The sequence below is a fragment of the Nocardioides sp. CF8 genome (assembly GCF_000389985.1).
Classification (GTDB): domain Bacteria; phylum Actinomycetota; class Actinomycetes; order Propionibacteriales; family Nocardioidaceae; genus Nocardioides; species Nocardioides allogilvus.
On the sequence record NZ_CM001852.1, the window covers coordinates 1,040,711 to 1,058,494 of the forward strand.

Consider the following 17,784-nt stretch of genomic DNA (forward strand, 5'->3'; position numbering starts at 1 on the left):
CGGGGCAGCGCGGGTGCCTGAGGGGCACACCCTTCGACGGCTCGCTGACGACCTCGACGCCGCGTTCGGCGGCAGCCTGGTCCACGTCGGCAGTCCGCAGGGCAGGTTCGCAGCCGATGCCGCGATCGTCGACGGCACGCGGCTGCTCGGTGCGCACTCGGTGGGCAAGCACCTGTTCGTCGAGTTCGAGCACGACCACCTGATCCACGTCCACCTCGGGCTGATCGGTGGCTTCGACGTGCACACCGGTGTCGAGGAGGTCCCACTCCCGGTCGGTCAGGTGCGGCTGCGGATCGTGCGCGAGGACGCGACGGCGTACGCCGACCTGCGGGGCGCCACCCAGTGCGAGCTGATCGGCCCGGCCCGCGGTGACGAGATCCGCGACAAGCTCGGCCCCGACCCGCTGCGCGCCGACGCCGACCCCGACCGCGCGTGGCGCCGGATCAAGGCCAGCCACCGTGCCATCGGTGACCTGCTGATGGACCAGGCCGTGCTGGCCGGCGTGGGCAACGTCTATCGGGCCGAGGTGCTCTTCCGCAACCGGATCCACCCGCTGCGGCCCGGCAAGACGCTGCGCGCGAGCCAGTGGCAGGCGATCTGGACCGACCTGGTCGAGCTGATGCGCGAAGGTGTCGTGCACAACCGGATCGACACGGTGCGCCCCGAGCACACGCCCGAGGCGATGGGCCGAGAGGCCCGCAAGGACGACCACGGTGGCGAGGTCTACGTCTACCGACGCACCGGACAGCCCTGTCTGGTCTGTGAAACGCCCGTCCGGACCGAGGTGCTCGCCGGAAGGAACAGCTTCTGGTGTGCCCGATGTCAGCCACGGTTCCGCTCCCGCGCCGTACAGTCGTCGGCAGCACCTGCGCGAGGACCGAGGACATGACGGCATACCGGGAGGGTCGAGTGACGCTGGCGCCCTCACTCGGCCAGCGATTCGAGTCCGCGCTGCTGGGCTTCCTGCCGCGTGAGTTCCGCATGCTCGCACTGCTGCTGGCACTGACGGCCACCGTCGGGCTGCTCATCTGGCGGGTGGCCGACTTCGTGCCCCTGACGGCGATGGTGGTGCCGCTGGTGCTGGCCAACCTCGTGCTGGGCCCGCGCCAGCTGCCGTGGTTCGTGGTCGTGACGCTGCTGACCCTGGCCGTGCTGGTGCCCCAGCAGCCCGACATCACGCCGCGCATCGCGGTCACCGTGGTGATCCTCTTCGGCCTCGGCTTCATCATCCTGCTCTCGAGCTTCCGCCGGTCCCGCCTCGGCGTGGCGGGGCTCCGCGGCGAGTCGATGCTGGTCGACCTGCGTGACCGCATCCTGCGCCAGGGCGGCATCCCCGAGCTGCCCACGGGTTGGTACGCCGCCAGCGAGCTGCGCTCCGCCGGAGGCACCCCGTTCGCCGGCGACTTCGTCGTCACCGCCCGCCAGGGTGACCGGCTCGACGTCGCCGTCGTCGACGTCTCGGGCAAGGGGGAGGGGGCCGGGACCCGGGCCCTGCTCCTCTCCGGCGCGCTCGGTGGACTGCTCGGCGCGCTCCCGCCCGAGGAGTTCCTCGAGTCGGCCAACGACTTCTTGATGCGCCAGGACTGGGAGGAGGGGTTCGCGTCGGCGGTCCACCTCTCGCTCGACCTCGCCAGCGGGGCCTATGCCATCCGCTCGGCCGGTCACCCCCCGGCAGCACTGCGCGTGGCCGGCACGGGGCGCTGGTCGGTGCTGGAGGCGGAGGGTCCCGTGCTGGGACTGATCGACGGGTCGACGTACGAAGCCGTCGTGGGCACCATGCGCCGCGGGGACGCGATGCTGCTCTACACCGACGGCATGGTCGAGACGCCGCACCGCGACATCATGCTCGGCGTCGACAAGATGCTGGGCCGCGCCGAGCAGCTGCTCCGGGGCGAGTTCGAGGGCGGTGCGAAGCGGATCATCGAGTCGATCGGCTCGCGCAACGACGACCGCGCCCTGCTGCTGGTCCACCGCCGCTGAGGCGGACGCCCCGGTCCGGCCCGCTGTTCGACCAGCGGCGGCGGTTGTGGGTGGACAGGGGCCATGTGGCACGATGAGATCGCGCAAATTGTGCATCTGCCTGCCTGCAGGCCGACGTCGGGATGCGCACTGCGGATGTAGCTCAATGGTAGAGCTCCAGTCTTCCAAACTGATTACGCGGGTTCGATTCCCGTCATCCGCTCCAAGGGAGTCAGAACCGCTCACGACCGGGCGATTTCGGCCCACTTGGCGGGGCGTAGCGTAGTGGCTAGCGCGCCTGCTTTGGGAGCAGGAGACCGCAGGTTCGAGTCCTGTCGCCCCGACTGCAACGTGCACCATCGGCCGGCAACTGACCAGCAGTTCCGGGCCGCCAGATCAGCCCTCAGGGCAGCCAGACAATGAAGGAGACCACCTGTGAAGAGCGCCGTCGAGAACTTGAGCCCCACCCGGGCCAAGCTGACCATCGAGGTGCCCTTCGAGGAGCTCAAGCCGAGCCTCGACAAGGCGTACAAGAAGATCGCTCAGCAGATCAACGTCCCCGGCTTCCGCCGCGGCAAGGTCCCGCCCGCCGTCATCGACCGCCAGGTCGGTCGCGGTGTCGTCCTCGACGAGGCGATCAACGAGGTCGTTCCCCAGAAGTACGCCGAGGCCATGCAGGCCAACGCGCTCGAGCCGCTCGCGCAGCCCGAGATCGAGGTCACCAAGTTCGAGGACAACGAGGCGCTGGAGTTCACCGCCGAGGTCGACGTCAAGCCCGACTTCGAGCTGCCGGCCTATGACGCCCTCGAGGCCCAGGTCGACGACATCGAGCTGTCCGACGCCGAGGTCGAGGAGCAGGTCCAGGCGCTGCGTGAGCGCTTCGGCACCCTCGCCGACGTCGAGCGCGCGGCCGCCGACGGCGACTTCGTCACCATCGACCTGACCGCTGCCAAGGACGGCGAGACCGTCGAGGGCGGCGAGGTCAGCGGCATGTCCTACAAGGTCGGTCGCGGCGGGATGCTCGAGGGCCTCGACGAGGCGCTCGCCGGCATGTCGGCCGGCGACGAGAAGACCTTCGCCTCCGAGCTCGTGGGTGGCGACCTGATCGGCGAGTCCGTCGACGTCACCGTCAAGGTCACCGCCGTCCAGGAGCAGGAGCTGCCCGAGCTGGACGACGAGTTCGCCCAGCTGGCCTCGGAGTTCGACACCGTCGAGGAGCTCACCGCCGACGTGAAGGAGCGCCTGGGTCGCGGCAAGCGCCTCGAGCAGGCCGCCGCCGCACGCGACGCCGTGCTCGAGGCCCTGCTCGAGAAGGTCGTCGTCCCGCTGCCGGAGACGATGGTCACCGACGAGCTCAACGCCCGTCGCGAGAACGTCGAGCAGCAGCTCGTGTACGCCGGCCTGACCATGGAGAAGTACCTCGAGGACGAGGGTCAGACCGTCGAGGAGTTCGAGGCCGACCTCGACCGCCGCGTCCGCGACGCCGTCGCCGCGCAGTTCATCCTCGACGCGATCGCGAAGAAGGAAGAGATCGGCGTCGACCAGCAGGACCTGTCGAGCCACCTCGTGCGTCGCGCCCAGCAGTCCGGCCAGGACCCGCAGGAGTTCGCCAACCACATGTTCGAGCACAACCACATCCCGGACATGGTCCAGGAGATCCTGCGCGGCAAGGCGCTGGCGACCCTGGTCGAGTCGGCCGTGGTGAAGGATGCCTCGGGCAACGTCGTCGAGCTCGCCAACCTGCGCCCCGACGGCACGATCGGTGAGCCGGTCGAGGCCGACACCGAGGCCGAGGCCGAGTCGGACGAGGCTCCCGCCGAGGCGTGATCCGCTGACATCCACGGCCCGCCCGAGACCTGGTCTCGGGCGGGCCGCTGGCATTTGTGCCCGTGCCGTCACCGATCTCACAGCGCTTTGAGTGCACGCCTGTTCACTCAAAACGATAGGGTGTCGGCATGACCACCCGTACCGAGCCATCCCTGCTCGACGCGCTCGCGCTGCTCGCGCACGTCGCCGACGAGGTCGTCGTGGACACGGTCCGCGACACGCACCTCGCCTGGGTGGGTCGGGTGCACGGCCTGCTCGACCGGCCACTCGGGCTGCCCAGCGCCCTCCCGGGTCTCGGCCACCGGGTCGTCGCGGCCTCGGTCTATGCCGGCGTCGGGCTCTCGCTCAAGGGCGTCAGCGCCGGCCTCGGCGCCGCCGCGAGGACCGGTGCCGGGCCCGCGATGGAGACCGGACCGCGCGGCCGGTTCGTGCGCTCGGTGGCCAACGGCCTGATCGGTGACCGCCTCGAGCGCGAGCGGCCGCTGCTCGCGATCGCCATGGCGCCGCGGGTGGGCGGGCGCGACGTGCCGCTGACCTCCGACGGGCTCGCGGCGGCGTACCCCACGGCGACGGGGCGCGTGGCCGTCTTCCTGCACGGCCTGTGCGAGCACGAGGGCTTCTGGGAGCGGGGCCGAGAGCGTCGCGGCACGACGTACGGCGAGGAGCTGGCCGGGCTCGGATGGACCCCGGTCATGCTGCGCGCCAACACCGGACTGTCCGTCCGCGCCAACGGCGCCTCCCTCGCGGCGGTGCTGGAGCAGCTGGTCGAGACCTGGCCGACCGGGGTCACGGAGCTGGCGCTGATCGGGCACTCCATGGGTGGGCTGGTCATCCGGGCGGCGACCGCGGTGCAGGGCGACTGGACCTGGCGCGAGCGCGTCACCAACGTCGTCACGCTCGGCACGCCACACCTCGGCGCCCCGCTCGCACGCGGGGTCAAGCAGGGGAGCGGGGCGCTCGCCCGGCTGCCGGAGGTCGCCGGCTTCGGGCGCATCCTCGACCAGCGCTCGGTCGGTGTCGACGACCTGATCGAGGGCCTCGACGAGGACTTCGCGCCGCTGCCGCACGCGCACTACCGACTCGTGTCCGCGACGCTGGCGGCCTCACCTCGACACCCGACCAGTGCGTTCTTCGGCGACATGCTGGTGCGTCAGCCGTCCGCCTACGGTCGCGACCGCCGCGGTCGCGACCTGTTCCCGGACAGCGAGGTGCTGCACCTGCGCGGGCACCACTTCGACCTCCTCAACGACGATCGGGTGGCCACAGCGCTGACCCGGTGGCTGGACTGACCGGCCGGGCGTCCGGGCCGGCTGTGCGCTGTGGGCGAACAGCGGTGCATATCGCGTGGAACTGTCGGTGCTTCGGGCTAATGTCGCTCGCGTGAACCAGAACTCCAGCCCAGCACTCTCGCCCGAGATGAATGGCGGCAACGGGACCTACGGTCTCGACGACCACATCTACCAGCGGTTGCTCCGCGAGCGGATCGTGTTCCTCGGCTCCGAGGTCCGCGACCAGAACGCCAACGCGATCTGCGCCCAGCTGCTGCTGCTCTCGGCCGAGGATCCCGAAGCCGACATCTTCCTGCACATCAACAGCCCCGGTGGCTCCGTCGACGCCGGCATGGCGATCTACGACACGATGAACTACATCCCCAACGACGTGGCCACGGTCGGCATGGGCCTGGCTGCCTCGATGGGTCAGTTCCTGCTCTGCGCCGGCACCAAGGGCAAGCGCTACGCCCTGCCGCACGCCCGGATCATGATGCACCAGCCCTCGTCGGGCATGGGTGGCTCCGCCTCCGACATCAAGATCCAGGCCCAGCAGTCGCTGCACATCAAGAAGGTGCTGCTGGACCTCATTGCCGAGCACACCGGTCAGTCGGTCGACCAGGTCGTCGCCGACGCGGACCGCGACCGTTGGTTCACCGCAGAGCAGGCGGTGGAATACGGCCTGGTCGACAAGGTCGTCACCAACGCGCGCGAGGCCGCCGATGAAGGCCGTCCGGCACGCCGCAACTCCAACGACAAGGGCTGATCCGCATGAACTACTACATCCCGCAGTGGGAAGAGCGCACTTCCTACGGCGTCCGTCGCATCGACCCCTACACCAAGCTCTTCGAGGAGCGCATCATCTTCCTCGGCACCCCGATCAGCGACGACGTCGCCAACGCGGTGATGGCCCAACTGTTGTCCCTGGAGTCGATGAACCCCGACCAGGACATCAGCATCTACATCAACAGCCCCGGTGGCTCGTTCACCGCGCTGACCGCGATCTACGACACGATGCGCTTCATCAAGCCCGACGTGCAGACCGTGTGCCTGGGCCAGGCGGCCTCGGCGGCTGCGATCCTGCTCGCCGCCGGCACGCCCGGCAAGCGCCTGGCGCTGCCGAACAGCCGCATCCTGATCCACCAGCCCTACACCGAGGGCACGTTCGGCCAGACCTCCGACATCGAGATCCAGGCCAACGAGATCCTGCGCATGCGTGAGCTGCTCGAGAAGATGATCTCCGACCACAGTGGCAAGGACATCGAGCAGGTCAGCCGCGACATCGAGCGCGACAAGATCCTCACCGCCGAGGCGGCCGTCGAATACGGCCTCATCGACGCAGTGCTCGAGTCGCGCAAGGCCGCGCCGGCCCTCGGCTAGGGCTCACCACAGGACGTACGACAGTGTCTTCAAGCCTCGTGTCCGGCCCCCAGAAGGGGCCGGCACGAGGTACCGTCAGGGAGTTTGCAAGGCCGGGGTCCCGACCCGGCAGGACCGGAGGATCAACCCGTGGCTCGAATCGGTGACGGCGGCGACCTGCTGAAGTGCAACTTCTGCGGGAAGAGCCAGAAGCAGGTCAAGAAGCTCATCGCAGGACCCAATGTCTACATCTGCGACGAGTGCATCGAGCTCTGCAACGAGATCATCGAGGAGGAGCTCGCCGACGGCGGCGAGGTCAGTCTCGACGAGCTGCCCAAGCCTCGGGAGATCTTCGAGTTCCTCAACTCCTACGTCATCGGCCAGGAACACGCCAAGAAGGCGCTCGCCGTGGCGGTGTACAACCACTACAAGCGCGTCCAGGCGGGCGTGTTGCCGGTCCCCGGCAAGCACGCCAAGGACGACGTGGTCGAGGTCGCGAAGTCCAACATCCTGGTCATCGGCCCGACCGGTTGCGGCAAGACCTATCTCGCCCAGACGCTGGCGCGCATGCTCAACGTGCCGTTCGCCATCGCCGATGCCACCGCGCTGACCGAGGCGGGCTATGTCGGCGAGGACGTCGAGAACATCCTCCTCAAGCTGATCCAGGCCGCCGACTACGACGTGAAGAAGGCCGAGACCGGCATCATCTACATCGACGAGATCGACAAGGTGGCCCGCAAGGCGGAGAACCCCTCGATCACGCGCGACGTCTCCGGTGAGGGCGTCCAGCAGGCACTGCTGAAGATGCTCGAGGGCACGACCGCCTCGGTGCCGCCGCAGGGTGGTCGCAAGCACCCGCACCAGGAGTTCATCCAGATCGACACCACCAACATCTTGTTCATCGTGGGCGGTGCTTTCGCGGGACTCGAGAACATCGTCGAGCAGCGCGTGGGCAAGAAGACCCTCGGTTTCACCGCCGACGTGCGCGGCGAGGCCGAGCGCGACGCCGACGACCTGATGGCGCTGGTGCGACCCGAGGACCTCACCAAGTTCGGCCTGATCCCCGAGTTCATCGGCCGGTTGCCGCTCATCGCGAGCGTCACCAAGCTCGACAACGAGGCCCTGGTCCAGATCCTCACCGAGCCGCGCAACGCGCTGGTCAAGCAGTACCAGAAGCTCTTCGACCTCGACGGCGTCGAGCTGGAGTTCACCGAGGGTGCCATCGCCTCGATCGCCGACAAGGCCCTCGAGCGGGGCACCGGTGCCCGCGGCCTGCGCGCGATCATCGAAGAGGTCCTGCTCCACGTGATGTACGAGGTGCCGTCGCGCGACGACATCGCGAAGGTGATCGTGACCCGTGAGGTCGTCCTCGACGACGTGGCGCCGACGCTGGTTCCCCGCGAATCGGAGTCGAAGAAGAAGAAGTCCGCCTGACCCAGTTCCTCCCTACGTCCGATCTGGCCCCAACGGGTCAGGTCGGACGTAGTCCTTTCTAGTCATTTGTGCCCCGATCGGACGATGTGGGTCCGGGGGCAGGCGAGAATGGGGGTCTTCGTCATGGCCCAGGAAGGGGATCTCGGGTGAGCACAGAGCACAAGCGGCCGCTTGTCGCCTTCATTGCGGTGTCGATCCTGTGCGCCGTGATGCTGGGCCACGGCATCCGCAGCGAGGCCCTCATCGGCCTCTTCGGGCCCCACCAGCCGATGACGGCCGCTCAGAACGAGCAGACCGTCACCGTGCGCGACCGGGCCGCTGCCGTGGCGCCCACGGCGGTGGCCACCGGCCTGCCCGGTCTCAGCGCCGACCCGTCCGTCGCGGCCGCCTCCACGCCCACCAGCGCTCCGACGCCGACACCTGCCCCGGTGGTCGTGCAGACGGGGTCGCTGGCATCGGTGCCGCCAGTCCCCGCTGTCACCGCCACGGAGCCGCCGACCCCCATGACGCTCCAGACGCCGCTCCCCACGCCCCCGCCCACCCCCGAGCAGGCCGAGCGTGAGCACGGCGAGCAGTCGGACGCCATGGCGGCCCGCAAGGCCGCCCGCGAGGCGGAGAAGGCCGCGCAGCAGGCGCTGAAGGCCCAGGAGAAGGCCGACCAGGCCGCGATCCAGGAATCCACCGCCCACGCCAGGGCGGCTCAGCAGGACGCCGACAAGGCAGCCAGGCAGGCGGAGCGGTCGGCCGACGTCGCGGAGAAGGCGGCGGACAAGGCCGACCACCAGCAGTCCGTGGCCCCGTCGACCACGACCACGAGCCCGGCCGCCAGCCCCGCCGCGACCCCGACTCCTTCCCCGGTTACGACGCCCCAGCAGCAGTCGCTGCCTGGTGAGCCGTCGACCGACCAGGCTCCCGTCCCTCAGGACGAGAAGCCCGTCGGCAGGGACCCGCGCGTCGGCTGATCCCGCAGCGCCAGCCCGGGCGGCGTCTCGCCGTGCCGCGCACAGGCGTGGCTTCGCCGGACCAAGAGATCCTGCTCGCCGGATCGTGCGGTGGGCAGAGCAGAACCTCTCGGTACGTCGGACGGTCCTGCGCCAGGAGCGTCCGCCCGGTCTCAGGTCGGGTCGACCGCCGGGACCTCGGCCAGCTCGGCCGCGACCGAGATCTCCTGGGCCTTCTCGTCGGCGGTGAAGACCAGGTCGCCGGTGATCTTCCCGGCGCGGCGCAGGTCGTCTGCTGCGGCCTCGATGCCGGCGAGCAGGTCGGCGGGCCCGGTGATCTCGACGCGGGACAGCTCGGCCTTCATCGAGACCTTGGCCTTGGACTTGGCGCCCCGGACCCCGATCAGGGCCGCCGCCACCGCGGACACCGCTCCCGGGTCGGCGGCAGCAGCCGCGCCCAGGTCGGCCGGGACGGGCCAGGCCGCGTGGTGGATCGAGCCCTCCTGCCACCACGACCACACCTCTTCGGTGACGTAGGGCAGGAACGGCGCCAGCAGGCGCAGCTGGACGTGCAACGCGATGGCCAGCGCTGCTCGGGCCGACTCCGTGGCCGAGCCGCCGTCCTCGTCGTAGGCGCGCTCCTTGACCAGCTCGAGGTAGTCGTCGCAGAACTCCCAGAAGAACTTCTCGGTGACCTCGAGGGCAGTCGTGTAGTCGTAGGCCTCGAAGGCTTCGGTCGCCTTGCGGGTGACCACCTCGAGCCGGCCGAGCAGCGCGCAGTCGATGGGGGCGCTGACGGCGAAGTGGTCGAGCGAGGACGCACCGACGTTGCCGAGCACGAACTTCGAGGCGTTGAGGACCTTCATCGCCAGGCGGCGACCGATCTTCATCTGCGACTCGTCGAAGGGCGAGTCGGCCCCGGGGCGACCGAGGGCGGCGCGCCAGCGGACCGCGTCGGCGCCGTACTTGTCGAGGATCTCGGTCGGGACGACGACGTTGCCCTTGGACTTCGACATCTTCTTGCGGTCGGGGTCGACGATGAACCCGGAGATCATCGCGTGCGTCCACGGCGAGGCGTGCTGCTCGAAGTGGGCACGGACGATGCGGCTGAACAGCCACGTGCGGATGATGTCGTGGGCGTGGGTGCACAGGTCGTAGGGGAAGACGCGCTCGAAGAGGTCCTCGTCGCTGAGCCAGCCACCGGCGATCTGCGGAGTGAGCGACGACGTCGCCCAGGTGTCCATCACGTCGGGGTCGCCCATGAAGCCGCCGGGCTTGCCGCGCTGGGACTCATCGAAGCCTTCGGGCGCCTGCGTCGACGGGTCGATCGGCAGCGCGTCCTCACGGGGGAGCAGCGGGTGCTCGTAGTCGGGGTCGCCGGCCTCGTCGAGCGGGTACCAGACCGGGAACGGGATGCCGAAGAACCGCTGACGCGAGATCAGCCAGTCGCCGTTGAGGCCGCTGACCCAGTTGTCGTAGCGGTGCTTCATGTGGCCCGGCAGCCAGGTGATCTCGTCGGCGCGCTCGAGCATCTCGGCGCGGACCTCGGCCTCGCGACCGCCGTTGCGGATGTACCACTGGCGGGTCGCGACGATCTCGAGCGGCTTGTCGCCCTTCTCGTAGAAGTTCGCCATCCGCTGGGTCGCCTTGGGCTCGCCGTCGAGGTCGCCGGAGGCGCGCAGGGCGGCCACCACGGCCTCACGGGCGCTGAAGGTGGTCTTGCCCTTGAGCTCTTCGTACGCCGCTGCGGCGTCCTCGCCCGAGAGCCACTCCGGCGTCTCGCGCAGCATCCGGCCGTCCCGCCCGATCAGGGTGCGGACGGGCAGGTTGAGCTCGCGCCACCACATCACGTCGGTGAGGTCACCGAAGGTGCAGCACATCGCGATGCCGGCGCCCTTGTCGGGCTCGGCGGCGGGGTGGGCGAGGACCGGGATCTCGACGCCGAAGACCGGGCTGGTGACGGTGGTGCCGAACAGCGCCTGGTAGCGCTCGTCGTCGGGGTGCGCGATCAGCGCGACGACGCTGGGGATGAGCTCCGGGCGGGTCGTCTCGATGTGGACGGCCTCGCCGTCGGGCTTGTGGAAGGCGACGCGGTGGTAGGCGCCCGGGTAGTCGCGCGCCTCGAGCTCGGCCTGCGCGACGGCGGTCTGGAAGGTGACGTCCCACAGGGTCGGCGCCTCCTGGAGGTAGGCCTCGCCGCGGGCGTAGTTGCGCAGGAAGGCGGTCTGGCTGACGCGCTGCGCCTTGGGGCCGATGGTCGTGTAGTTCTCCGACCAGTCCACGCTGAGGCCGAGCGTGCGCCACAGCGACTCGAAGACCTGCTCGTCCTCCTCGACCAGCCGCTCGCACAGTTCGATGAAGTTGGGGCGGCTGATCGGGACCTGCTTCTTCGGGTCCGGCTTCTCCGGGGGCGTGAAGTCGTCGTCGTAGGGCAGGGTCGGGTCGCAGCGGACGCCGAAGTAGTTCTGGACCCGGCGCTCGGTCGGCAGGCCGTTGTCGTCCCAGCCCATCGGGTAGAAGACGCTCTTGCCGGTCATCCGCTGGTAGCGCGCGATCAGGTCGGTGTGCGTGTAGGAGAAGACGTGGCCCACGTGCAGGCTGCCGCTCACGGTCGGCGGCGGCGTGTCGATGGAGTAGACGTCGGCGCGGACGGCGGAGCGGTCGAACTTGTAGGTCTCGTCGTTCTTCCAGCGCTCCGACCACGTGGCCTCGAGCCCTTCGAGCACGGCCTTGTCGGGTACGACGACGTCGCGGCGGGCGGACGTCGTGGACTCGGGCTCAGGGCTGGTGGCAGTCATGGGGCGCAGTCTATGAGCGTGGCTCGGAGGCGAGAAAACCAGTTACCCCTGTGACATCCGGTGACTAGCGTGACGGCATGGACCTCGAGTTCTTCGCCGACCCCGCCGCTTTCCTCGACGCGGCAGGCGACCTGCTGGCTGCCGAACCCGTGCTCGGCACGGTGATCGGCAGCGTCACCGAGCGCACGAAACGCGAGCTCGCGGCCGGGATCGACTCCTGGGCGGAGGTCGGCGCGCCCTTCGACCGCTGGTGGATGGTGGTGCGCGACGAGGCCGGAAAGGCCGTCAGTACGGCGATGCGGACCGCTCCGTTCCACCCGAACCCGGTCTTCGCGCTGCCGATGGCCGACGAGGCGGCCGTCGCGCTGGCGATCGCGCTGCACGAGCGCGGCGAGTCGCTCGGCGGCGTCAACGGCGCGCTGCCCACGGTCTCGGTGATCGCGGCCGAGACCGCCCGGCTGGCCGGCGGTGACGTGACGGTGCACCATCACACCCGGCTCTGGGAGGCGACGGACGTCACAGTGCCGCCGGCCCCGCCGGGACGGTTGCGGCGGGCCACCGAGGAGGATGCGCCGCTCGTGCTGCACTGGTTCACCGCCTTCCACGTCGAGGCCGACGTGCAGGCCGGCCGCGAGCCCGACCCCACCGGCGGCGAGCACAACACGATGGACAGCGCGCTCGTCCGGATCCGCGAAGGCGTCGAGTGGCTGTGGGAGTCGCCGGCCGGCGAGATCGTGCACCTGACCGGCCGCAGCGTGCCGGCCTACGGCGTCTCCCGCATCGGCCCGGTCTTCACGCCCCGCGAGCACCGGGGCCACGGTCTCGCGTCCCACGTCGTGGGCGAGCTGACCCGTGCCGGGCTCGAGGCGGGGGACCGGATGTGCCTGTTCACCGACCAGGCCAACCCGACGTCCAACAAGATCTACGAGGCGCTGGGCTACCGCCCGGTCGTGGAGATGGCCAACCTGCTGATCGGGTGACCTGCCGGCTCGCTGGCCCTTCCCGTGAACGAGGCACGGGCGCGCCCACCCGGTCGTGGCGCCCGCGCCCTAGACTCGTGGCGAGATGAGTGACAACGCTGCGAACGCCCGCCCGGCCGAGACCTACGCCGAAGTCGAGGACGCCCTGCTGTCCCGCTGGCCCGAGACGAAGCTCGAGCCGAGCCTCGACCGGATCGCCGCCTTCACGGAGCTGCTGGGCGAGCCGCAGAAGTCGCTGCGGGTCATCCACCTGACCGGCACCAACGGCAAGACCTCGACCAGCCGCATGATCGAGCGGCTGCTGCGCGCCCTCGACCTGCGCACCGGTCGCTTCACCAGCCCCCACCTCGAGCGGATGAGCGAGCGGATCAGCATCGACGGGGAGCAGCTCACCGACGACGAGTTCGTCGCGGCGTTCAACGACGTGGCGGCGTACACGCACATCATCGATGCCGAGCAGGAGCACCCGCTCTCCTTCTTCGAGACCATGGTCGCGATGGCCTATGCCGCCTTCGCCGACGCCCCGGTCGACGTCGCGGTCGTCGAGGTCGGCATGGGCGGCACCTGGGACGCGACCAACGTCGCGGACGCCGACGTCGCGGTCGTGCTGCCGATCGCGGTCGACCACGCGAAGTACCTCGGCGACACCACCGCCGCCATCGCCGCGGAGAAGGCCGGCATCCTCAAGCCCGGCTGCTTCGCGATCTTCGCCGAGCAGACCCCCGAGGTCGCCACCGTGCTCCTCGAGCGCGCCGTCGAGGTCGGAGCGACCGTCGCCCGCGAGGGCATGGAGTTCGGCGTCATCTCCCGCGTCCCCGCCGTCGGCGGCCAGGTGATCAGCCTGCAGGGCCTGCGCGGGCGCTACGACGACCTCTTCCTGCCGTTGTACGGCGCCCACCAGGCCCAGAACGCCGCGGTCGCCCTGGCTGCGGTCGAGGCCTTCGCCAGCGACGAGCCCCTCGACGTGGAGATCGTGCGCGCGGCCTTCGCCGAGGTCACCAGCCCCGGTCGGCTCGAGGTCATCCGCCGCAGCCCCACCATCGTGCTCGACGCGGCCCACAACCCCCACGGTGCCGAGGCGACCGCTGCCGCGCTCGAGGACTCCTTCAGCTTCTCGCCGCTCATCGGCGTGATGGGCGTGATGAGCGACAAGGACGCCGACGGCGTGCTCGCCGCGTTCGAGCCGCACTTCCACCACCTGATCTGCACGCAGAACTCCACGCCGCGCTCGATGTCGGCCGCCGACCTCGGCCGTGCCGCCATCGAGATCTACGGCGAGGACCGCGTGACCGTCGTGCCCGACCTCGCCGAGGCGATCGACCGGGCCGCGACCCTGGCCGAGGCCGGCGAGGCCTTCGGCGACGCGCTCGGCGCCGGGGCGGTGCTGGTCACCGGCTCGGTGATCACGGTGGGGGAGGCCCGCACCATGCTCGTCCGGAAGGCCCGCGCATGAGCGAGACCCCGACCCCGCACAACACCGATCGCTCGCCGCGCCGGGGCATGTGTGCCGCGGTGCTGTGCCTGGAAGCGATCACGATCGGCCTGACCACGCCAGTGATGATCACCATCGCCGACGTCGCCGTCGGCCCCGCGCTCGTCGTCGGGGTCGGGCTCGCAGTGGTGTGCCTGCTGCTCGCCGGCATGCTGCGCAAGCCGTGGGCCTACACCGCCGGCTACGCCATCCAGGTCGCCGCGATCGGCCTCGGCTTCGTGATCCCCATGATGTTCTTCCTGGGCGCCGTCTTCGCCGCGCTCTGGGCCACGGCCGACTTCCTCGGACGCAAGATCGAGCGGGAGAAGGCGGAGGCCTGGGCGGCCTACCGCGCCTCGCAGTCCTGACCAGCACGACCCGCGTCGGCGTGGGCGACATGGCACCCTGCCTGTGCGAGCAGGTCGGCTCCTAGCCGCTCGCCAGCGACTCGACCAGCACCGCGAGGGCCGCGTCGAGCTCCTCGTCGGTCGGCCCGCCGAACCCGACGACCAGCCCGGTCAGCCCTGCGCTGCGGCAGTAGTCCGCGAGCAGGTTGACCCGGAACCCGGCCGCCTCGGCAGCTGCCCGGGCACGGACCGCCTTGCGGTGCGGGAGCAGCCACGTGGAGTACATCCCTGCCACGGGTCCCGCCAGCTCTGCGTACGGCGACAGCGCGGCGACGACGCGCGGGGCGCGTTCGCCGTACACCCGACGCGCGGAGCGCACCACGGCGTCGAGGTAGCCGTCGCGGACCAGCGCCACGAACGCCCGCTGCACGGGCCAGGCGGGCGCGTCGTGGGTGATCGCACGGTGCCGTTCCACCTCCGGGCGCAGGGAGGACGGCGGCACCATCCAGCCCAGCCGGAGCGAGGGCAGGACCGACTTCGACGCGGTGCCGAGGTAGGCGACCACGTCGGGGTCGATCGAGGCGAGGGCCGGGACCGGGGCCACGTCGTAGCGGAACTCGGAGTCGTAGTCGTCCTCGATCACGACGGCGCCGTCGCGGCGTGCGGCGGCCAGGAGCGTCAGCCGGTCGTCGGCGGGCATCACCCGGCCGAGCGGGTGCTGGTGGGCGGGCGTGACGTAGGCCGCCGCGCAGCCGGACAGGTCGGTGATCGGGCGCACGGCCGGATGGTCGCGCACGTCGCGCCCGGTCTCGCGCACGGTCAGGGCAGCGGCGCGGTAGCCGGGGTCCTCGACCACGACCGGCTGGCGGGGCAGGGCGTTGAGGACGTGCCGGAGCCCGGCGGTGGTGCCTGCGGTGATGCTCAGCTCGTCCGGGTCGACGCCCAGCCCGCGGGTCGTGCCGAGCCGCTCGGCCAGGAGCGCGCGCAGCTCGGGCAGCCCGCGCGGGTCGTCGTAGCCGCGGGGCGGGGTCGCCGACGAGACCTCGCGCCAGGCGCGGCGCCAGGCGGCGTCGTGGCGGGTGTCGACCCATGGTGTGCCGGCGTCGAGGGGGACCAGTGGGCGTCGTGGTTGGGGCCGTCGCCGGGGCGGCGACGTCGGGTGGCCCGGTCCGGGGCCGCCGCTGACCCAGCTGCCGGCGCCCTGCCGCGCCTCGAGCCAGCCCTCCGCCCGCAGCTGGTCCCACGCCTGCTCGGTCACCGCGCGCGAGACGCTCAGGTCGGCGGCGAGCCGCCGGGTGCTGGGCAGCCTGGTGCCCGGAGCGACGGTCCCGGCCAGCACGAGTCGGCGCACCTGGTCGGCGAGCTGGACGCCGAGGGGGCGGGCGTCGGCGCGGTCGAGGGTCACCGGGAGCATGGAAAATGGCCTGTCTGTTTGCTGTCGAAGTGGCTCGTGCGTGCGGGCCACTGTCACGCCACGATGGTAGCCATGGACAGCACCGCGACCCTCGAACCCACCGGCCGCACCACGATCGGGCGCGGCCGCAACCGCGCCGTCGCGGACCGCGGCCGGCTGATGGCCCTCCTCGGTGATGCGTTGATCGCGCACGTCGGCGTGGTGATGGGCGAGCACCCGGTGGTGCTGCCCGCTGCCTTCGCAGTCGACGCGGACGGCCCGGACGCCGGCGGCACGCTCTACCTGCACGGCTCGGTGGCGGCCGGCTGGCTGCGGGCGGCCCCCGACGCGACGGTGTGCGTCACCGTGACGGAGCTCGACGGGCTGGTCGCCGGCCGCTCGGCCTTCCACCACTCGATGAACTACCGCTCGGCGGTGATCATCGGCGCGGGCCGACTGGTCGAGGATGCCGCCGAGCGCCAGCACGCGCTCGACCTGATCGTCGACCACATGATCCCGGGGCGGTCGGCGACCTTGCGGGCCAGCACGCGCAAGGAGCTTGCCGCGACCGCCGTCGTCGCCGTACCCCTCCACGAGGCGTCGATGAAGGAGCGCGACGGCGGGCCGGGGGACGAGCCCGAGGACGTGGCGAGCGGTGGCTGGGGCGGGCACATCCCGCTGCGCCGGGTGGCCGCGTCGCCCGTGCCCGACGCGGACGCGCGCGGGGTCGTGCCCGTCGAGGTGGTGGCCCGCGCCCGGGCCCTGGCTGCCCGTTAGGCTGCGGCCATGACCGAGCGCTCTCTTGTCCTTGTCAAGCCGGACGGCGTACGCCGCGGCCTCACCGGTGAGGTGATCCGCCGCATCGAGGCGAAGGGCTACGCCCTGGTCGCCCTCGAGCTGCGGGAGGCCACGCCCGAGCTGCTCGCCGAGCACTACGCCGAGCACGAGGGCAAGCCGTTCTACGAGCCGCTCGTCGAGTTCATGCTGTCCGGCCCGGTGGCCGCGATGGTGCTCGAGGGGGAGCGCTGCATCGAGGGCTTCCGCTCGCTCGCCGGTGCCACCGACCCCACCGTCGCCGCGCCCGGCACGATCCGTGGCGACCTCGGTCGTGACTGGGGCCTGAAGGTGCAGCAGAACCTCGTCCACGGCTCCGACGCCCCCGAGTCCGCGGCCCGCGAGATCGGCATCTGGTTCCCCGAGCTCGGAGCCTGACGCGGCCGCAGGCCGCCGGCACGCGCCCTCACGCCAACAGGTAGGGGAAGTTTCGCGCCTCCTGCCCGTTGCAACGGCCAACCCGTGACGGAGTCCCCGCTTAAGCGGGGACTCCGACGCAAGAACAGTTTTCAGGCCTTGCGGCCACCCCCGAGCAACCCGCCGAGCAGGTCGCCGAGGATCGAGCCGGCGCTGGTGCCGGCGGACGACGGGGTGCCGGCGCCCTGCGAGGCGCCGCCGAGGATGCTGGACAGGATCGAGCCGAGGACGCCGCCGCCGGCTGCTCCGCCGAGCGCACCGCTCTTGCCGCCGACCTGCTTGGCGAGATAGCTGAGCACGATCGGGGCCAGGATCGGCAGCAGCTTGGCGACCAGCCCGCTCGAAACGCCCGTGGAGCCGAGCTGGTTGACGACCTGGTCCTGGTTGGCCCCGAAGATGTGGGCGGCGATCTTCTGCCCCTCGGCCACGTCGACGTCCTCGACGTCGACCGGCGGCGTCGCGACGTCGTTGTCGTGCTGGCCGAGGGCCTCGGCCAGGGAGGCCTCGCCGCCCGGGTCCTGCGTGTTGGCCTCGAGACCGCCGAGGAGGGCGGGGAGGGCGACGTCCACTGCACGGCGTACGGCGTCGGGATCCTCGCCGAGCTTGGCGGCGATCTGGTCGATGGGCAGGGTCGAGACGAGCTCGTTGATGTCAGCCATGAGGGAAACGTAGCGGGACTCGGGCCCCGATGGCAGGGCGTGTCTCCCCGGAACGGGCAGGCGCGCTACCTACCCTGAGCCTTGGGTCGGACCAGTG

General features: G+C 70.9%; 16 protein-coding genes and 2 tRNA genes. 15 read left to right on the forward strand and 3 right to left on the reverse strand.

Features of this window, described 5'->3' with window-relative positions; genetic code table 11:
- The first annotated feature begins 13 nt into the window (after nucleotides 1–13).
- From CF8_RS05155 to CF8_RS05200, 10 genes are all read left to right on the forward strand, one after another.
- Nucleotides 14–889, forward strand: coding sequence for an Fpg/Nei family DNA glycosylase (locus CF8_RS05155; RefSeq protein ID WP_010832076.1), 876 nt, complete (start codon nucleotides 14–16; stop codon nucleotides 887–889).
- A complete protein-coding gene (locus CF8_RS05160) occupies nucleotides 886–1,980 on the forward strand; it encodes a PP2C family protein-serine/threonine phosphatase (RefSeq protein ID WP_036490289.1) in 1,095 nt (364 codons plus the stop codon). The genes CF8_RS05155 and CF8_RS05160 overlap by 4 nt, the downstream gene beginning before the upstream one ends.
- Nucleotides 1,981–2,111: 131 nt before the next feature.
- Nucleotides 2,112–2,185, forward strand: a tRNA-Gly gene (locus CF8_RS05165).
- 45 nt (nucleotides 2,186–2,230) lie between these two features.
- Nucleotides 2,231–2,303: transfer RNA gene (locus tag CF8_RS05170), tRNA-Pro, on the forward strand.
- A 91-nt stretch (nucleotides 2,304–2,394) separates the two neighbouring features.
- Nucleotides 2,395–3,786, forward strand: a complete 1,392-nt coding sequence (tig, locus tag CF8_RS05175; protein ID WP_010832078.1) for a trigger factor — start codon at nucleotides 2,395–2,397, stop codon at nucleotides 3,784–3,786.
- Between the two features lie 128 nt (nucleotides 3,787–3,914).
- The gene (locus CF8_RS05180; protein WP_010832079.1) at nucleotides 3,915–5,075 is read left to right on the forward strand and encodes an alpha/beta fold hydrolase; all 1,161 of its coding nucleotides are present in this window, start codon (nucleotides 3,915–3,917) and stop codon (nucleotides 5,073–5,075) included.
- A gap of 127 nt (nucleotides 5,076–5,202) precedes the next feature.
- Nucleotides 5,203–5,820 carry an ATP-dependent Clp protease proteolytic subunit gene (locus CF8_RS05185; protein WP_036492258.1) on the forward strand — a complete coding sequence of 206 codons (618 nt, stop codon included), beginning with the start codon at nucleotides 5,203–5,205 and terminating at the stop codon, nucleotides 5,818–5,820.
- Between the two features lie 5 nt (nucleotides 5,821–5,825).
- Complete coding sequence (locus CF8_RS05190) at nucleotides 5,826–6,434, forward strand: ATP-dependent Clp protease proteolytic subunit (protein WP_010832081.1); 609 nt, start codon at nucleotides 5,826–5,828, stop codon at nucleotides 6,432–6,434.
- A 129-nt stretch (nucleotides 6,435–6,563) separates the two neighbouring features.
- Entirely contained in the window at nucleotides 6,564–7,847 is a 1,284-nt protein-coding gene (gene clpX, locus CF8_RS05195) for an ATP-dependent Clp protease ATP-binding subunit ClpX (RefSeq protein ID WP_010832082.1), read from the forward strand.
- A gap of 146 nt (nucleotides 7,848–7,993) precedes the next feature.
- A complete protein-coding gene (locus tag CF8_RS05200) occupies nucleotides 7,994–8,809 on the forward strand; it encodes a hypothetical protein (RefSeq protein ID WP_036490291.1) in 816 nt (271 codons plus the stop codon).
- Between the two features lie 152 nt (nucleotides 8,810–8,961).
- On the opposite strand, the gene valS is transcribed toward CF8_RS05200, so the two are convergent.
- A complete protein-coding gene (valS, locus tag CF8_RS05205; protein ID WP_010832084.1) occupies nucleotides 8,962–11,586 on the reverse strand; it encodes a valine--tRNA ligase in 2,625 nt (874 codons plus the stop codon).
- Between the two features lie 77 nt (nucleotides 11,587–11,663).
- Here valS and CF8_RS05210 point away from each other — a divergent pair, with 77 nt between their 5' ends.
- The 3 genes from CF8_RS05210 to CF8_RS05220 all read left to right on the forward strand — a co-directional run bounded on the left by CF8_RS05210 (nucleotide 11,664) and on the right by CF8_RS05220 (nucleotide 14,405).
- Nucleotides 11,664–12,566: a GNAT family N-acetyltransferase gene (locus tag CF8_RS05210; RefSeq protein ID WP_010832085.1), complete on the forward strand. Its 903-nt coding sequence runs from the start codon at nucleotides 11,664–11,666 to the stop codon at nucleotides 12,564–12,566.
- A gap of 85 nt (nucleotides 12,567–12,651) precedes the next feature.
- Nucleotides 12,652–14,019 carry a bifunctional folylpolyglutamate synthase/dihydrofolate synthase gene (locus tag CF8_RS05215; RefSeq protein WP_010832086.1) on the forward strand — a complete coding sequence of 456 codons (1,368 nt, stop codon included), beginning with the start codon at nucleotides 12,652–12,654 and terminating at the stop codon, nucleotides 14,017–14,019.
- Nucleotides 14,016–14,405: a DUF4233 domain-containing protein gene (locus tag CF8_RS05220; RefSeq protein ID WP_010832087.1), complete on the forward strand. Its 390-nt coding sequence runs from the start codon at nucleotides 14,016–14,018 to the stop codon at nucleotides 14,403–14,405. Before CF8_RS05215 ends, CF8_RS05220 begins: the two co-directional genes overlap by 4 nt.
- 61 nt (nucleotides 14,406–14,466) lie before the next feature.
- On the opposite strand, the gene CF8_RS05225 is transcribed toward CF8_RS05220, so the two are convergent.
- Complete coding sequence (locus CF8_RS05225; RefSeq protein WP_010832088.1) at nucleotides 14,467–15,798, reverse strand: aminotransferase-like domain-containing protein; 1,332 nt, start codon at nucleotides 15,796–15,798, stop codon at nucleotides 14,467–14,469.
- Nucleotides 15,799–15,870: 72 nt separating this feature from the next.
- On the opposite strand from CF8_RS05225, the gene CF8_RS05230 reads away from it, so the two are divergent.
- Together CF8_RS05230 and ndk are read left to right on the forward strand one after the other, a co-directional pair.
- Nucleotides 15,871–16,554, forward strand: a complete 684-nt coding sequence (locus CF8_RS05230; protein ID WP_010832089.1) for a pyridoxamine 5'-phosphate oxidase family protein — start codon at nucleotides 15,871–15,873, stop codon at nucleotides 16,552–16,554.
- A 9-nt stretch (nucleotides 16,555–16,563) separates the two neighbouring features.
- Entirely contained in the window at nucleotides 16,564–16,989 is a 426-nt protein-coding gene (ndk, locus tag CF8_RS05235; RefSeq protein WP_010832090.1) for a nucleoside-diphosphate kinase, read from the forward strand.
- 131 nt (nucleotides 16,990–17,120) lie between these two features.
- On the opposite strand, the gene CF8_RS05240 is transcribed toward ndk, so the two are convergent.
- On the reverse strand, nucleotides 17,121–17,687 hold the full coding sequence (locus tag CF8_RS05240) for a DUF937 domain-containing protein (RefSeq protein WP_010832091.1): 567 nt from the start codon (nucleotides 17,685–17,687) through the stop codon (nucleotides 17,121–17,123).
- Nucleotides 17,688–17,784 lie beyond the last annotated feature (97 nt).

Coding starts and splice junctions, on each gene's coding strand:
- CF8_RS05185 (WP_036492258.1), top strand. CDS start 5,203: ATGAATGGCGGCAACGGGACCTACGGTCTCGACGACCACATCTACCAG.
- CF8_RS05190 (WP_010832081.1), top strand. CDS start 5,826: ATGAACTACTACATCCCGCAGTGGGAAGAGCGCACTTCCTACGGCGTC.
- CF8_RS05210 (WP_010832085.1), top strand. CDS start 11,664: ATGGACCTCGAGTTCTTCGCCGACCCCGCCGCTTTCCTCGACGCGGCA.
- CF8_RS05220 (WP_010832087.1), top strand. CDS start 14,016: ATGAGCGAGACCCCGACCCCGCACAACACCGATCGCTCGCCGCGCCGG.
- CF8_RS05180 (WP_010832079.1), top strand. CDS start 3,915: ATGACCACCCGTACCGAGCCATCCCTGCTCGACGCGCTCGCGCTGCTC.
- CF8_RS05160 (WP_036490289.1), top strand. CDS start 886: ATGACGGCATACCGGGAGGGTCGAGTGACGCTGGCGCCCTCACTCGGC.
- CF8_RS05230 (WP_010832089.1), top strand. CDS start 15,871: ATGGACAGCACCGCGACCCTCGAACCCACCGGCCGCACCACGATCGGG.
- ndk (WP_010832090.1), top strand. CDS start 16,564: ATGACCGAGCGCTCTCTTGTCCTTGTCAAGCCGGACGGCGTACGCCGC.
- CF8_RS05240 (WP_010832091.1), bottom strand. CDS start 17,687: ATGGCTGACATCAACGAGCTCGTCTCGACCCTGCCCATCGACCAGATC.
- CF8_RS05225 (WP_010832088.1), bottom strand. CDS start 15,798: ATGCTCCCGGTGACCCTCGACCGCGCCGACGCCCGCCCCCTCGGCGTC.
- CF8_RS05215 (WP_010832086.1), top strand. CDS start 12,652: ATGAGTGACAACGCTGCGAACGCCCGCCCGGCCGAGACCTACGCCGAA.
- valS (WP_010832084.1), bottom strand. CDS start 11,586: ATGACTGCCACCAGCCCTGAGCCCGAGTCCACGACGTCCGCCCGCCGC.